Below are 14229 nucleotides of genomic sequence, written 5' to 3'. Positions count from 1 at the left end.
CACCGATGGCGGCTACACAGCGGATCACGAGCCTGGAGAACGTCCCCGCGGAGTCGACCTTCCTCTTTCGCGTCGCCGACGAACTGGGCGACCGTCGGGAGGCGATTCTCGTGGCGAACGGCACGGGGTCGACCGACGCGGACGTCTCGTGCTGGCTGAACTACTGTCAGCACTTTACCCACATCAAACTCGACAAGGGCGACGGCGCGCCGATGCGCGACGGCGAAGTGATCTGTGCGAACCACGGCGCGTACTTCGAGACCGACTCGGGGGAGTGTACGTTCGGTCCCTGCGAGGGGGCGTACCTGACCGAACTCGAGGTGACGGTCTCGAACGGCGACGTCTACCTCGCCGACGAGGAGTACGAGTTCGTCGCGACAGGACCGATCGAGGACGACGGCGACCTGACCTCGACGTCGAACGTCGAGTTCTAGCGCATCTCGAGGGGGATCACGAGATCCCGCTCCTGGTCGTACTCGATGAGGTCGGCCTCGACGAGCCGAGGCATGTGATCGTGGTACAGCGAAATGTAGACGTTCGCGACCCGCTCGGCCGACAGCTCGGTTACCTTTCGGCCGGTTTCGCGAACTGCGACCTCCTCGGCGGCGTCGGGCAGCGTCAGCTCCTCGCCGTAGGTGCGCATGACCTCGAGCAACAGCCGGCGTCGCCGATCGGCCAACAGCTCGAGGCTCTCGTCGACCGCAGCGGGGGACTCCTCGCGGCGCTCGAGCCAGTCGAGCATCGCGAGAACGAACCCGGGGGAGTCGAAGTCGGAGTCGGAGGTGGTCATGCGTATGTTGCGTCGCGAGCCCGGCGGCGGCCGGCGAGAACCGGCGATCGACCGCTCGGGGCGTCGATATCGGATCGTCGCCGTGCCGACAGATAGGCGTGTCGAAACCGCGCTCGCAGTTCGTGGCCGTGGCTACTCGATCGTGTAGGTCGGCTCGTCGATCGCCTCGCTCTTGCAGTCGGGACACCGCGACGGCCGGTTCAACAGCTCGTCGAAGCCGTCGAACCCGCAGTCCCGACAGGTCGGGGGCGCGGCGAGGAACTGCTCGTCGCCGCCGTCGACCGACCGCGAGACGTGCTCGAGGTGTCGAAGGATCGTCTCCGGAGTCAGCTCGAACTGGACCGCGAGTTCGCTCGGCGTCGCCGGCTCGGCCCGAAGCGCGTCGGCGAGTCGTTGTCGGGTCGTCTCGTCTGCTTCCCGCATACGTGGGTTCATCGCCCGGATCCGGATAGGTGTTCGGTTCGTCCGTGAAACTGTACGCCGTGCAGGGTTGACGTCCTCCCCGCCCTGAAGGACGAGGATTCCTCCGTGGGCAATCCGGCCAGTGGACTACCCCGGCCGTGAACTTGCGGGTTTGCTGACACTGGTTTGGTCGAACGGGCACGACTGTTCCCCAAAACTCGCGGGTGTCCACTCGTGTCCATTCCACTTCCAGTACGCCCCCTCTCGAGGTGTGTCCCTATCGCGTTCAGCAGATAGGGCAGCGGGCCGCGCCATCGGCCCCACTTTGTCTTGCAGCAGATTCCACGCCCCTACAACGTCACTGTGTGCGTCCAACTCGCAGTCGTGGCACCGGAACGAATCACCATTCCGTGCCACGTCCCCTCCCCCACACGCGGGGCACTCGCTACTCGAATCGAACTCGCTCACTTGCTCAACGGTGATGCCGACGTCACCGAGCGTGAGTTCGAGCCGGTTAACGAGTTGGCGGTGTGACCAGAACGCGTGCGTCTTCTCGTTCACTGCAGCCGACCAGTGGGTGTCCAACACGTCGGTTAGGTCGCCGACGTACACGGTGTGGACGGTGCGAGCGAGCAGCCACTCGGCGGCGTGTTTCACCGCGGCATCCCGACTATGGTCGCGCTTCCGAGACCGCTCATCGTACACCCGTTGAATCCGCTGGCTCGAATACTGGTCGCCGGGAAGCGCGGATTGCAACTCGACAATCAACTCGGATACAACTTGGAACTGGTCGAATTCAGGGCGAGCGTGGTACACAGCGGTTTCCCCCGTACTGGTGACGATGGCGAGCGTGTTGTTCGCGCCCACGTCGATGGCAGCCTTGTGCGTCGTGTTCTCGGTGTCGAGTGTGTGAGTGAAGGCATCCAGCCGCTGTTCTCGCAACTTGTCTGGCCGTATGCGAACCGGATGCTTGACACGAAGCGTGTCTACTGCCTCGTCGTAGACGAGTTCTAACCTGCTATCGTCACCGTCCCACTGCGGGTTGCCGCGGACTTCGAGCGTGACGCGTTCTTGATACTCGAAGTCGTATTTGTCTTCGAGAACGTCACCGACACCGAATTCAAGCGTACTCCATTTTTCGCCCCAGTCGAACGCGTACAGGTCGTTGCGGACGAGACCGTGTAGCACGTACCCGTCGTCACGATTGCCCCAGTACCCGGGCGGAGATGGATTCTCTGTGACTGATGGGTCGTCGGAGTGGTACTTGTCGAGGAGGTCGAAGTGGCTTCGCCATGCCTCGCTGTTCTTGCGGGCGACTTGCTGGCACGCTGCCTTGCCCAGGATGGGTGCGTACTCGTCATATAAATCCGTGTACTCGGCGTCCCAGACGTCGCCGCCTTCGGCGAAGTATTGTTGTCGGCGTCGGTAATTGATTTGATTCCACAAAGGGGCGTGGGCGGCCAACCACTCGAACAAGCACTTGCGGTACCGTTGGCTAGCGGGTTCCGCGATGTACTCGTTCGTCCGTTGCGGTCGGTCGCTCACACGAACAGGTATTCTATATAGTATTGTTAATGTGTGGATGTGACTGGACGGAGTACGGTGGCTTGCCGTATGTTATGTCGGATTCATCCCCGCCGTGAACGGCGAGGCTTTCTCCTCGCGCTCCCGTAAACGACTTACATCGGCTCGGTGAAACACGGGCCATGAAAGCCGTCGTTCTGGCAGGCGGATACGCGACCCGGATGTGGCCGATCACGAAACACCGCCCCAAGATGTTCCTCCCGATCGGCGACGCCACGGTTATCGATCGGATCTTCGCGGAGCTCGAGGCCGACGACCGGATCGACGAAGTGTTCGTGAGCACGAATGAGCGCTTCGCCGACGAGTTCGAGGCCCATCTCGCCGACAGCAAGTTCGAGAAGCCGACGCTGTCGGTCGAGGAGACGAGAGAGGAAGACGACAAGTTCGGCGTCGTCGGCGCGCTCGCCCAGCTGATCGACCGCGAGAACGTCGACGACGACCTGCTGGTCGTCGCCGGCGACAACCTGCTGAGCTTCGATCTCTCCGAGTTCGTCGACGACTTCTTCGAGCGAGAGGCCCCGACGCTTGCCGCCTACGACGTCGGCTCCCGCGAGAAGGCCAAATCCTACGGTCTGGTCGAGCTCGAGGGCGACCGCGTCGTCGACTTCCAGGAGAAACCTGACGATCCCAAGAGCACCCTGGTGTCGATCGCCTGTTACGCGTTTCCCCGCGATGCACTGTCGCTGTTCGACACCTATCTCGAGGGGGACAACAACCCCGACGAGCCGGGCTGGTTCGTCCAGTGGCTCCAGGATCGGGAGCCGACCTATGCCTACACCTTCGAGGGAGCGTGGTTCGACATCGGCACCCCCGAAAGCTACCTCGACGCCGTCGCCTGGCACCTCGACGGCGAGTCGCTGATCGCCGACTCGGCGACCCTCGAGAACGCGACGATCGGCGAGAACGTCCACGTGATGGACGACGTCACGCTGATCGACACCGAGCTCGACCACGCGGTCGTCTTCCCGGAGGCGACCATCGAGAACGGCGGCGTCAGGCGATCGATCATCGACGAGGGAACCCGACTCGAGGACCTCGACCTCGCGGGCGCGCTCATCGGAGCCCACACGACCATCACCAGGTGATCGCCCGCCTTGCAGTAGCCGAGCCGTTTATAATTGCTCGGGAAAAGTAGGTGCTATGAGTCTCTTCGGGGAGTTTCGCATTCCCGCCGAGGCGTTCGCGCTCCACGAGACCCTCCGATCGGAGCGGGATCTCGTTATCGAGATCGAGCGCGTCGTCGCGGCGGACGACGTGCTCACGCCGTATCTGTGGGTATCCGGGGTCGATCACCGAACGTTCGAGCGAGCAACGGCCGACGATCCGACGATTCGAGACGTCGAACACATCGACGACTACGAGCGATCGATGCTGTACCGCGGGGAGTGGACGGGGAATGTCGACTCGCTGGTCTACGCGTACACGGAACTGGGCGCGACAATCCTGGAGGCGTCGGCGCAGTACGACGAGTGGGAGCTTCGGATGCGGTTCGCGGATCGAAACAGCCTCGACGAGTTCCAGACGTACTGCCACGACTTCGACGTCCCCTATCGGCTCACGCAGCTGTTCGCCCGCGCACACCCCCGCGGCGTCGGCCAGTACGAGCTAACGGAGAAACAACACGAGGCGCTGCTCACTGCCTGGGAGATGGGGTACTTCTCCTCGTCGTCGGTCTCGCTCGCCGACGTCGCCGACACACTTGACATCAGTCAGCAGTCGCTCTCCGAGCGGCTCCACCGCGGCTACGAGGCGCTAATCGGTAACACCTTAGCCGTGACCCCACCGGGCCAGGAGGCGGCACCGACCGAGAGCCGTCTCGAGCGACCGGATACTTGAACGGTTGAACATACAACCCGCCCGACCAATGGGGCGGGTTGTGAACGTCCGACCATGGAACACGGTCTCACGGACACCGATGCCGTCTTCGACCTCCTGGCGAACCGACGGCGTCGCAGGACCCTTACTGTACTCAGGTCCGACGACCGCCAGTTGACGATAACTGATCTGACCAGGGAGCTCGCCGTCGAGGAGGCCGGCCCGCTCATCACCGACGTCCCCGCCGAGACCGTTCGCGAGATCTTCGTCTCGCTCCGCCACGTTCACGTTCCGAAGCTCGCGGATCTCGAACTCGTCGAGTACGACCGAAATCGGGGACTCGTCGAGCCGACCGACCGGCTCGCCGGGCTCGAGCCGTATCTCTCGATCGTCTCCGAAAGCGACCCCGAACCGCGCTCCGAGCGCGACGGTTCCTGAGTCCCCTCGAGACCCGCCTCTCACTCCAGCCGCGCGTCGGTCACCCGCAGCGTCCCACGAGTCCCGTCCCACTCCGTCTCGTACTCGAGATCGATCCGTCGATCCATATGCGGGCCGTCGACCACCAGCGTCTCGAACTCACCGCCCTCTCCCAGGATGTGAACACCGTACTCCTCGTTGAGCGACTCGAGCTCCGCGAGGGCGTCCGCGTCGATCGTGCGGCCGAGCCAGGACTCGTCGAGCCCGTAGGCCGCGACCCGGATGATCTTGATCTCGAAGCCCGCGGCGAGCATCGCGTCGGCGAGTTCGCGGGGGTCCTCGCGCCACAGCGGCGCGAACAGGTCACAGCCGAGGCGGTCACACATCGCCTCGATCCGGCTCGTCTGGTACTCGCTCTCGACGGCCCCCGCGGTGACGCCAGCGATCCCACCCGGCAGCTCGGCGTCGAGCTCCCGCAGGGCGGCCTCGAGGGGTTCGAGTTCGTCGTCACCTTGCGCGCCCGCATCCGTTACGTCGTCGGCTCCGAAGTCGTCGGGTTCGACCTCCAGCAGCTCGATGCCGATGCTCTCGGCGGCCAGTCCCGCGAGTTCGGTCGCCGGGACGTGGTACATGTAGGAGTCACCGGTCGGGTGAACCGTGACGAGTCGCTCGACGTTCAGTCCGCGCTCGAGGGCCTGGTACAGCGCCCAGGCGGAGTCCTTCCCGCCCGAGAAGAGGCTGATCCAGGCGCCGTCTGCATCGCTCATGGGGATTACTCGAGCGACGAGGCTAAAGGGGTGGCGAGTTTCGTCGCCGGGCGACTACCGGGGGTAGTCGGGACCCGAGTCCTCCTCGTTCCCGCGTCCCGAGTCGGTGTCGCTCTCGTCGCGACTGGCGTCCTGACCGTCGGCCGGCTGCGAGCGCGGCCCGCCGTCGGTGAGCCCCGACTCGGGCGTGACGTCCTCGAGAACCGTTCGATCGGTGTCGCCGCTGAACGTGGCTGCGACCTTGGCGCCGACGAGGCTCACGACGATCGCGCTGACGACGTACAGCGCCAGCCGCTCGCCAGCCGTGATCCCGAACGTGTCGATCGAGAGCACGCCCAGTTCGATCGCGGGGACCTGAACCGACTCGATGAGGGCCTGTTGCTCGAGGAAGTACGCCGAGAACCCCCGAACCACCAGCCCGACGGCGACGACGATGAAGGGGAGGTTGAGGTAGGAGCTGCCGATCGGCTCCTCGCCGATCGCCTCGTCGAGCAGTCGGCCGGCGCTGGCGGTCAGGGCGGCCGCGGCGAGCCAGGGGGCGCTGTCGAAGGCGAACTGGACGGCCGGGAGCACGATGCCGGACGGCTCCTCGAGGTTCGAGACGCCGAGAACGCCGACGAAGACGCCAACGAGGGTCAGTCCGGCTGCGACGGCGTAGGTGACGACCGAGACCTGTCCGGAGTACAGCGACTCGCGGATCTGGAGGGCGAGCCCGGTAACGACCTCGTCGACGCTGAATCCCTTGTACAGCAAGAAGAGGCCGATGACGGTCGTGATCGCGGCGGCGCCCTCCGCGGGGCCGACGAACCACGCGAGCATCGGAAACACCAGAAGCGTCAGGCCGATCGGAACCAGGACGGTCTGTCGGAGCTCCTCGTCGGCCAGGAACTGCTTGAGGAGGTAGTACGTCGACTCGATGTCCCGGGCCTGGCGAACGACCACCCGATCGACCGAGTCGACCTGCACGCGGCTCTCGACGATCGGGACCAGCCGTTCGTCCTCGGCACTGTCGATGACGACGACCGCCGAGTCGGGATCGTGGGCGGCCATCAGGTCGTCCACCTGCCGTGCGACCGATCGGTCCGCCGAGACCATCGACTCCCGGTCGCCCGAGACGACCGCGACGACGACGTCCTCGTTCTCGTCGCGGAGGCTCTGGGCGACCCGAAGGGTCTCGAGCAAGGAGTTGACCCCCGAATCCTCCGGATCCGCGAGGCCGACGTCGGTCACCAGCGCGCGGACTGCCTCCCAGCCGACGACGGGCGACCGAAGTCCGGTCTTGCGCCCGACGTCGTCGGTCCGGTCGAGACAGACGACCAGCGTTGTCACGGTAGGCGTTCGATCCCCTGAAACGATAAAACCACGGCTAGAATCGCAGCCGGAACTCCCGGTCGCCGACGACGCTCGCGACGCCGGCGCCGAAGGCGTAGGCGATACTTCGGGCGCCACCGCCGACGCGGGCCATCAGCGGTCGCTCGGGCTCGAACTCCTCGACGGCGATCTCGTCGCGCTCGAGCCGGTCGGCGAGTTCGTCCTCGAGTTCCCGGCGCGTGCCGAGTTCGTCGACCAGCCCCATCTCGTGGGCCTGCTCGCCGAGGTAGATCCGGGCCTCGGTTTCGCGAACGAACTCCGGCTCCAGGTCCCGGCCCTCGCTGACTCGCTCGACGAACGTCTCGTAGTAGTCGTCGATCAGTCCCTGGAGGTAGGCCCGCTCGCTGTCGTCCATCTCCTTCAGCGGCGTGCCGGCGTCCTTGAACTTCCCGGCGGCAAAGCGCTCGTAGGAGAGGCCGACCTTGTCGGCGAAGTCGCTCGCGTTGACCCGCGAGCCGATGACGCCGATCGAGCCCACGATGGAGCCGTCTCGCGCCCAGAGTTGGTCACAGCCGCTGGCAATCCAGTAGCCGCCGCTGGCACAGACGTCGGTCGCGTAGGCGACCGTCGGCCCGTCGAACCGTTCGGCGGCGAGCTTGATGTCGTCGCTGGGGACGACCTCGCCCCCGGGCGTGTTCAGCTTCAGGAGAAGCGCGTCGACGCTGTCGTCCTCGTCGGCCCGGTCGATCTGCTCGACGATGTCGTCGGCCGGGGTCGAACGCGGCCCCGATGGGAATCGCCCGCCACCGCCGTCGCGGGTGATCGGTCCCTCGACGGCGACCTCGGCGACGTCGTACCCGGGAAAGAGGCTGCCGGCGATCGAGCCGGCGATCCGCACCCCGAGGACGATCACGGCGAGGGCGACGAGTACGCCGACGAGATCGGCCAGCGTGTCGGGGTAGATCACGAACAGCGCGACGCCGATCGCGGCGAACACTGCGGCCCCGGCTGCGAGGACGGCGAGTCGACCGATACCTTCATTACTGACCACTCCGGCCACCTCGAGTCATACCCGTGAGTGACGCCGCAACCCCGTTAAGCGTTGGCGATTCGGAGCCGTTACTCCGCCGGGAGGCCGCCGGGCGCGTCAGCGGTATCTCCGTCGTCTCGCGCCTCTCGCTCGACCTCGCCGGCGTGGGGGAGCTCCTCGTCGGGGTCGGCCGTCCAGTCGCCGAACCACTCCCGGAGGACGTTCCAGCCGTCCCTGGCGAACGGCATGGGATCGTCGGCGACCGCGTAGTCGAACCGGGGCTGGCGGACGAGCGACAGCCCGACCGCCACCAGTGCGGGCCACGGTGACGGCCGCTCGAGGCCGGGATACTCCTCGGTCAGTACGCTGTGGAGGTAGCTCAGCTCACCCCGCAGGAGATGGCCGCCGAGCCCGGTCTCGTAGGTCGGCCGGCCCGGGATCGGCTCACCCATCGCCAGCTGCCAGTAGTAAAACGGGAAGTCCGCCCCCGCCTGGACGGTAAACGGTAGCGACGACCAGAACCGGGGGTTGATCTCCATCAGCTTGAACCGCCCGTCGCGAGGGTCCCGCAGGAACTCGACCATCGCCAGCCCGTGCCACTCGAGTTCGTCCAGCAGTGCCCTGCCGTCGGCCTCGAGTTCGGGGAGGTAGATCGACTCGCGGTACGCGCTGGGTCCGCCGCAGTACTCCCAGCCCCGGCGCTGGCAGTGCTGGAAGGTCGCGACCGCCTCGCCGCGGTCGTACAGCGCGAAGAACCCGTACTCCCTCGAGTCGGGAATCCGCTCCTGGACCAGCGGAACGTGGCCTCGGGCCTCGGTACAGGCGGCCACGTTCGGGGGCTCCCCCGGCGTCTGATAGGCGGTCGAGCCGACTTCGACGCGGTCGAACCCCGAACCGAGGTACTCCGGCGCGGCGACCGAGTAGCGAGGTTTGACGATCGTTTCGCGGTCCCAGTCGTCCCACTCGTCTACGAGCGCGGTGTCGGGAGCGGCGACGCCGGCGCGATCGGCCGCCGCGAACAGCTCGAGACGGTCCTGGACCTGCCGCAGCGTCTCGAACGTCGGCCACGGCGTCGCGACTTCCGCCGCGAACGCCTCCCGGTTTCGCGCCAACGAGTAGATATCTTCCTCGCGGACCGGGATGATCGTCTCGACGCCGGGCCGGCGAGCGATCGAGAGGAGCGCGTCGCCGTAGGCGGCCAGGTCTCGGGTCGGATCAGGTAAGCGGACGAACTCGTCGCAGTACCGTGAGACCGCACTGGGAGTAGCGGTCGACTCGGAGCCGACAATCGTCCGGATGCCGCGGGGTCGAAGCGAACGGAGACAGGCGACCGTACTCGGGGCGTCGATCCCCGGCACGAAGACGGCGACGTCGTCCCTGGACTCGTGCATGCGAGAATTCCCCAGCGACGAGGGCATTGTTATGGCCGAACTACCGCCGAACGAGTCGTTCGGCGGCCGAGAGCGGTGCCCTACCGGCACTGTATGTGTCGGTTACCGACGCCGGACCGCTCGAGAGTTGAAACCATCGGCTCACGAACGGGTGACCAACGCAGGAACCAAAATGGCTGTACGCGTCCGTTTCGCCCGAAAACGGGAACCGAAAACCGAGAGAGAACGCGACCGCTACTGCAAAAAGCGAACGGCAGCAGACACAGGTTGACGAATCGGCCTACAGCAGTCCCGTCTTCTGGAGCTTCATCAGGTCCTCGGTGTCGAGGGTCTCGCCTTCCTTGAACTTCTGATAGATCTCCTCGGCCTCCTCTTTGGCCTCTTCTTTCTTCTTGTCACGCTGGGACTTGCGCTGTTCCTCTTCCTGCTTGTCCAGTTCGCGCAGGCGCTTCTGGACGCGGACGAAGTCCTCGTGGTGACGGTCGGCGGCTTCCTGGGCCTCGACGAACGACTCGTGCATCTCGTCGGCCTCGTCGCGGATGTCGTCGGCCTCGCGGTAGGCCTCGATCATCTGGTTGTGGTGCTCCTGGGCCTTGTCAGCGAGTTCGGTGACCTTCTGGTGGTGCTGGGAGGCCTCCGAACGCACTTCCTCGGCTTCCTCGACGAGCTCCTCGAGGTCGTCGTTCTGCTCGAGCTTGCCCTTGCGCTCCTCGTACTCCTCGCGCTTGGACTCGATCTTCTCGATGAGCTCCTGTTCTTCCTCGCTCGAGAGCACTTCGGTCTGCTGTTTGAACTCGAGCTGTTCGATCTCCTCCTCGAGTTCTTCCAGGTCCTTGCCCTCGTTGAGCTCCATGTCGGACTTGAGCTGCTCGACGCGGTCGAACAGCTCGTTGGCCTCGGCGTTGAGCTCGTTTCGCTTGTCCTTGTGCTCTTGGACCTGCTCGTTGAGCTCGTCGCGTTTCTCGCGGTGCTCCTGGGCCTCGTCGACCTTCTCGCGAGTCTTCGCGTTGAGGTCGTCGCGCTCGGATGCGCGCTCGGAGGCCATCTGGTTGAGATCGTTTCGTCGATCTCGGAGCTGGCCCGCCTTTTTGATAAGCTGTCCCTTGGAGTCGTTTTCGAGGTCGTCGTCTGTCAGTTCGATGTTTTTCGATTCGTCTACCATGTGTTAGTCAAACCTCTGTGCCATACCCGCACCGGGAGCAGACGGACGCGGTCATCGTCGGTGGTGATCCGCACGTTCGGCGGATCGCCGACTCGTCGCGTCGCCGCGTACAGCGTTCGCTCACGACCTGCGAAACCTCGGTGAATAAGATTTCCTGTCATCGATCGTCGAGCGATACGCGCCCCGGTGGCGTTCTGGTGACCACATCTACTGTCGCTGGTAATTTAAATGTACCGGTCACCTCACCCGTGAAAACCGTTAGCAGGGCCCGCGTGGAGCTGTCTGGACCGATTCAGCGACCTCGGACAGCGTATAAATATCGCCGACGCCGCCGGAAGGACAACCCACTTGTGGCCGACCGCTGTGGTGTCGAGTATGTTCTACGAACAGCGGATGTCCGTCCCGGACACGCCGGCCGACCTCCGCGCCGAGTACGACGATCAGCTCGCCTCGATCGCCGACCGACACGGCCTCGAGACGGCTCTCGATCGCACGGGCGTCGACCGCGAGGAACTCGAGGCACTGCTCGAGGGCGAGTCGCCCGACCTCTCGCTCGAGGAGGCCGCCGAGATCCAGGCGCTCGAGAGCGATGAACCCGACGCCGAGACGATCGAGACGATGGCCTGCGAGCACCTGCTGCTCGGCATGACGACGGCGGTGCTCGACGTCGACGCGGTCGAGAGCCACCTCGAGATCGATCTCGACGCGAAGGAGGTGCAACAGAAGATCGAACGGCGTGCGCCGATGTCGTTCGCGGAGTACGTCCACCTACAGCACGTCATCGTCGGCCGATCCCAGTAGCGGATACCGCCGGAACGCCGGGCGGACGCTACGAAGTCAGCGTTACCTGTCTGGTTCGGTCGACCGAGACCAGGAAGCCGGCGTACTCGAAGGTGACCGAGCCGACCGCTCGGTCGGTCTCGCACCGGTCGTGAAACAGCGAGTCGAGCGCCGACGGATCGACGGCGTGGTACAGCGGGCCGAACTCGTCGGCCAGCGCGATCTGATCGACGTCGGTCGCCGTGGCGACCGCCTCGAGAACCGCCTCGCTGAGCGATTGCTCGGGATCGGCCTGGTAGTTCACTGGCGTCTGATCCGTCTCTCGAGTAGCTGTCGTGGAGGTCATGATTCCCCGTATCGCCGGGAGCGGTGAAAGGACGCTGGTTGGATCGCCAACCTTTCAAGTGGGGTCGTCCGTCGCGATCGCGATTCGCAACGGCGTCGCGTCACGCGGGACGTCGACGTTCGAGGCGCGGTGGCCATCTCGCAGCGGATCGGCGTCGAGAGTTCGAACTCGACGACGCACCTCCTGACCGATCGGTCGGTCCGTCGGTGCGATTATGTGGCCCGGAGCCCGAGTCGGCGTATGCGTGTTGCGATTCTCGGCTGTGGCTACGTCGGCCGCGAACTCGGCCGCCAGCTCGTCGAACGGGACCACGACGCGATCGGCGTCCGTCGATCCGACGACGGACTCGAGTCGCTCGAATCGGCGGGGCTGGAGGCCGTCCAGGCCGACGTCACCGACCCGCCGGCGCTCGAGGCCGTCCCCGACGTCGACGCGATCGTCTTCGCGGCCAGCAGCGGCGGTCGGGGCGCCGACGCCGCCCGCGAGGTGTACGTCGAGGGGCTCGAGACGGCGATCGAGGCGTTCGGCGAGCGCGAGAACCCGCCCGAGCGGCTGGTCTACACCTCCTCGACGGGCGTCTACGGCGACCACGATGGCGGCTGGGTCGACGAGGAGACGCCGATCGAGCCGACGACCGACAAGACCGAGGTGCTTGCCGAGGCCGAGCGGGTCGCCCTCGAGCTGCCGCCCGAGTACGGGTTCGAGGGGACCGTCGCGCGCTACGCGGGTCTGTACGGTCCGGATCGCTACCGTCTCGAGCGCTACCTCGAGGGGCCGGTCACGGAGGGCTTCCTGAACATGATCCACCGCGACGACGCCGCCGGCGCTGTCCGCTACCTGCTCCGCGAGGACCTCGCTCGCGACGAGGTCGTCCAGGTCGTCGACGACGAACCCGTCGAGAAGTGGGCCTTCGCCGACTGGCTCGCCGACGAGGCGGGCGTCGAACGGCCGCCGAAGCAGACGAAGGCCGAACGGCTCGAGGCGGACGACCTCTCGGAGGCCGCCCGCCGTCGGATCCTGACGAGCAAGCGCTGTTCGAACGGCAAGCTCCGCGAGCTGGGGTACGAGCTCGCGTACCCGACGTTCCGGGAGGGGTACCGCGAGGCGATCGACGCCCGTCGGTAGGGGTCGGGAAAGTCTCTCTCCAGTTGATAGGAAACTTCTTGGGGATCCGATGTAATGGTGCGGTATGCGACACCGGGGCGTCGACAGCGGCGGGATCGGAGGTGACACGTTGGTCCTCGAGCCCGCCGCGGAGACGCTCCGATCGCTCGACCCGCTCGTGCTCTCCCTGCTCGTCGTCGCCGTCGGCGGGGTGGTGGTCGGCGTCTGGTGGCTCGTCCGCTGGCTTCGGCGCCCGCCGGGCGTGCGCCTTCGCAACCTCCTCGAGAGCCGCGACGAGGTCGCCGTCCTGTTACACCCGAACCCGGATCCCGACGCGATGGCGTGTGCGATGGGGGTCGCCGAGATCGCCTCGTCGGTCGACACCGACGCGACGCTGCAGTTTCCCGGCGAGATTCGCCACCAGGAGAACCGGGCCTTTCGGACGGTCCTGGGGCTCGAACTCGAGCGCATCGAGGCGGCCTCGGAGCTCGTGGCGGAGGCGGTCGTGCTCGTCGATCACAACACGCCGCGGGGGTTCACCGGCGCACAGATCGTCGAACCCGTCGCCGTCGTCGACCACCACCCCGGGAACGGAACCGGAACCGAGTTCACCGACGTTCGAAGCGACTACGGCTCGGCTTCGACGATCGTCGCCGCGTACTTCGAGGAGCTGGACGTCTCGCCCGATGGCGACGAAACGGCGGACGAGCCCGCGCTCTCCACGGCGCTGGCGACGGGGCTGCTCTACGGCATCCAGTCGGATACGAACCACCTGACTCGAGGCTGTTCGTGGGCCGAGTTCGAGGCCTGTGGCTACCTCTACCCGGGGATCGACGAGGACCTGCTCGACCGGATCGCCAACCCGCAGGTGAGCGACGATGTCCTCAAGACGAAGGCGCGGGCGATCACCGATCGACGGATCGAGGGCTCGTTCGCCGTCTGTGACGTCGAGTCGGTTACCAACGTCGACGCGATCTCTCAGGCCGCCGACGAGCTGCTCCAGCTCGAGGGCGTCACCGCGGTCGCCGTCTACGGCGAGTACGACGGGACGATCCACGTCTCGGGCCGGTCCCGGGACGATCGGGTCCACATGGGGGAAACGCTTCGCCACGCCGTCAGCGACGTCCCGATGGCCAACGCCGGCGGCCACGCCCGAATGGGCGGCGGACAGATCCCGGTCGACTACCTCGAGGCGATCGAGACCGAGGACGGTCGCGGGCGGGCGGTGTTCGACGATCGGCTCTTCGAGGCGATGTCGGGCAGCCGCCGGTAGCGACGGCCGAACCGGTTCGGCTCGCCGTACGCACTGTGTCGCCAACCCCAGTTCGCC

The 14229-nt window shown here is 65.9% G+C and carries 16 protein-coding genes; 7 read left to right on the top strand and 9 right to left on the bottom strand.

The genetic code is table 11. The features are described from left to right. The first annotated feature begins 5 nt into the window (after nt 1-5). Nucleotides 6-434 (top strand): Rieske (2Fe-2S) protein, encoded by a 429-nt coding sequence (locus tag C491_RS03875; RefSeq protein WP_005553931.1) that lies wholly within the window; start codon nt 6-8, stop codon nt 432-434. On the opposite strand, the gene C491_RS03870 is transcribed toward C491_RS03875, so the two are convergent. The 3 genes from C491_RS03870 to C491_RS03860 all read right to left on the bottom strand — a co-directional run bounded on the left by C491_RS03870 (nt 431) and on the right by C491_RS03860 (nt 2737). After that, the gene (locus C491_RS03870) at nt 431-790 is read right to left on the bottom strand and encodes a DUF7344 domain-containing protein (protein WP_005553930.1); all 360 of its coding nucleotides are present in this window, start codon (nt 788-790) and stop codon (nt 431-433) included. The two genes, C491_RS03875 and C491_RS03870, sit on opposite strands and share 4 nt — an antisense overlap. Nucleotides 791-922: 132 nt before the next feature. Continuing rightward, the gene (locus C491_RS03865) at nt 923-1213 is read right to left on the bottom strand and encodes a transcriptional regulator (protein ID WP_005553928.1); all 291 of its coding nucleotides are present in this window, start codon (nt 1211-1213) and stop codon (nt 923-925) included. A 126-nt stretch (nt 1214-1339) separates the two neighbouring features. After that, nucleotides 1340-2737, bottom strand: coding sequence for an RNA-guided endonuclease TnpB family protein (locus C491_RS03860; RefSeq protein ID WP_005553926.1), 1398 nt, complete (start codon nt 2735-2737; stop codon nt 1340-1342). Nucleotides 2738-2898: 161 nt separating this feature from the next. On the opposite strand from C491_RS03860, the gene C491_RS03855 reads away from it, so the two are divergent. The 3 genes from C491_RS03855 to C491_RS03845 are packed head-to-tail and all read left to right on the top strand — an operon-like array spanning nt 2899 to nt 5029. Then, the gene (locus C491_RS03855) at nt 2899-3861 is read left to right on the top strand and encodes a sugar phosphate nucleotidyltransferase (protein ID WP_005553925.1); all 963 of its coding nucleotides are present in this window, start codon (nt 2899-2901) and stop codon (nt 3859-3861) included. Nucleotides 3862-3916: 55 nt separating this feature from the next. Next, nucleotides 3917-4612, top strand: a complete 696-nt coding sequence (locus tag C491_RS03850) for a bacterio-opsin activator domain-containing protein (RefSeq protein WP_005553924.1) — start codon at nt 3917-3919, stop codon at nt 4610-4612. Between the two features lie 54 nt (nt 4613-4666). Beyond that, nucleotides 4667-5029: a DUF7344 domain-containing protein gene (locus C491_RS03845; RefSeq protein WP_005553923.1), complete on the top strand. Its 363-nt coding sequence runs from the start codon at nt 4667-4669 to the stop codon at nt 5027-5029. A gap of 20 nt (nt 5030-5049) precedes the next feature. Here C491_RS03845 and C491_RS03840 read toward each other — a convergent pair whose 3' ends face one another. From C491_RS03840 to C491_RS03820, 5 genes are all read right to left on the bottom strand, one after another. Continuing rightward, nucleotides 5050-5775, bottom strand: coding sequence for a diphthine--ammonia ligase (locus tag C491_RS03840; protein WP_005553922.1), 726 nt, complete (start codon nt 5773-5775; stop codon nt 5050-5052). Between the two features lie 54 nt (nt 5776-5829). Then, nucleotides 5830-7104 (bottom strand): DUF373 family protein, encoded by a 1275-nt coding sequence (locus C491_RS03835; RefSeq protein WP_005553921.1) that lies wholly within the window; start codon nt 7102-7104, stop codon nt 5830-5832. Nucleotides 7105-7141: 37 nt separating this feature from the next. Further along, the gene (sppA, locus tag C491_RS03830) at nt 7142-8137 is read right to left on the bottom strand and encodes a signal peptide peptidase SppA (RefSeq protein WP_005553920.1); all 996 of its coding nucleotides are present in this window, start codon (nt 8135-8137) and stop codon (nt 7142-7144) included. A gap of 68 nt (nt 8138-8205) precedes the next feature. After that, entirely contained in the window at nt 8206-9507 is a 1302-nt protein-coding gene (locus C491_RS03825) for a carboxylate--amine ligase (protein ID WP_005553919.1), read from the bottom strand. Nucleotides 9508-9787: 280 nt separating this feature from the next. After that, complete coding sequence (locus C491_RS03820) at nt 9788-10669, bottom strand: coiled-coil protein (RefSeq protein WP_005553918.1); 882 nt, start codon at nt 10667-10669, stop codon at nt 9788-9790. Between the two features lie 375 nt (nt 10670-11044). Here C491_RS03820 and C491_RS03815 point away from each other — a divergent pair, with 375 nt between their 5' ends. Beyond that, the gene (locus C491_RS03815; protein WP_005553916.1) at nt 11045-11470 is read left to right on the top strand and encodes a DUF5791 family protein; all 426 of its coding nucleotides are present in this window, start codon (nt 11045-11047) and stop codon (nt 11468-11470) included. Between the two features lie 28 nt (nt 11471-11498). Here C491_RS03815 and C491_RS03810 read toward each other — a convergent pair whose 3' ends face one another. Beyond that, entirely contained in the window at nt 11499-11795 is a 297-nt protein-coding gene (locus C491_RS03810) for a HalOD1 output domain-containing protein (protein ID WP_049891420.1), read from the bottom strand. Nucleotides 11796-12035: 240 nt separating this feature from the next. Here C491_RS03810 and C491_RS03805 point away from each other — a divergent pair, with 240 nt between their 5' ends. Together C491_RS03805 and C491_RS03800 are read left to right on the top strand one after the other, a co-directional pair. Further along, entirely contained in the window at nt 12036-12920 is an 885-nt protein-coding gene (locus C491_RS03805; protein ID WP_005553913.1) for an SDR family oxidoreductase, read from the top strand. A gap of 64 nt (nt 12921-12984) precedes the next feature. Further along, a complete protein-coding gene (locus C491_RS03800; protein WP_005553911.1) occupies nt 12985-14172 on the top strand; it encodes a DHH family phosphoesterase in 1188 nt (395 codons plus the stop codon). Nucleotides 14173-14229: the final 57 nt, after the last annotated feature.

The sequence above is a fragment of the Natronococcus amylolyticus DSM 10524 genome (assembly GCF_000337675.1).
Taxonomy (GTDB): domain Archaea; phylum Halobacteriota; class Halobacteria; order Halobacteriales; family Natrialbaceae; genus Natronococcus; species Natronococcus amylolyticus.
This window is presented reverse-complemented; position numbering and strand designations above follow the sequence as displayed.

Excerpts from the sequence above, each read along its gene's own strand:
- C491_RS03840 (WP_005553922.1), bottom strand. The coding sequence starts at position 5,775 with ATGAGCGATGCAGACGGCGCCTGGATCAGCCTCTTCTCGGGCGGGAAG.
- C491_RS03820 (WP_005553918.1), bottom strand. The coding sequence starts at position 10,669 with ATGGTAGACGAATCGAAAAACATCGAACTGACAGACGACGACCTCGAA.
- C491_RS03800 (WP_005553911.1), top strand. The coding sequence starts at position 12,985 with ATGCGACACCGGGGCGTCGACAGCGGCGGGATCGGAGGTGACACGTTG.
- C491_RS03850 (WP_005553924.1), top strand. The coding sequence starts at position 3,917 with ATGAGTCTCTTCGGGGAGTTTCGCATTCCCGCCGAGGCGTTCGCGCTC.
- C491_RS03875 (WP_005553931.1), top strand. The coding sequence starts at position 6 with ATGGCGGCTACACAGCGGATCACGAGCCTGGAGAACGTCCCCGCGGAG.
- C491_RS03870 (WP_005553930.1), bottom strand. The coding sequence starts at position 790 with ATGACCACCTCCGACTCCGACTTCGACTCCCCCGGGTTCGTTCTCGCG.
- C491_RS03865 (WP_005553928.1), bottom strand. The coding sequence starts at position 1,213 with ATGCGGGAAGCAGACGAGACGACCCGACAACGACTCGCCGACGCGCTT.
- C491_RS03805 (WP_005553913.1), top strand. The coding sequence starts at position 12,036 with ATGCGTGTTGCGATTCTCGGCTGTGGCTACGTCGGCCGCGAACTCGGC.
- C491_RS03810 (WP_049891420.1), bottom strand. The coding sequence starts at position 11,795 with ATGACCTCCACGACAGCTACTCGAGAGACGGATCAGACGCCAGTGAAC.
- C491_RS03845 (WP_005553923.1), top strand. The coding sequence starts at position 4,667 with ATGGAACACGGTCTCACGGACACCGATGCCGTCTTCGACCTCCTGGCG.
- C491_RS03815 (WP_005553916.1), top strand. The coding sequence starts at position 11,045 with ATGTTCTACGAACAGCGGATGTCCGTCCCGGACACGCCGGCCGACCTC.
- C491_RS03855 (WP_005553925.1), top strand. The coding sequence starts at position 2,899 with ATGAAAGCCGTCGTTCTGGCAGGCGGATACGCGACCCGGATGTGGCCG.
- C491_RS03825 (WP_005553919.1), bottom strand. The coding sequence starts at position 9,507 with ATGCACGAGTCCAGGGACGACGTCGCCGTCTTCGTGCCGGGGATCGAC.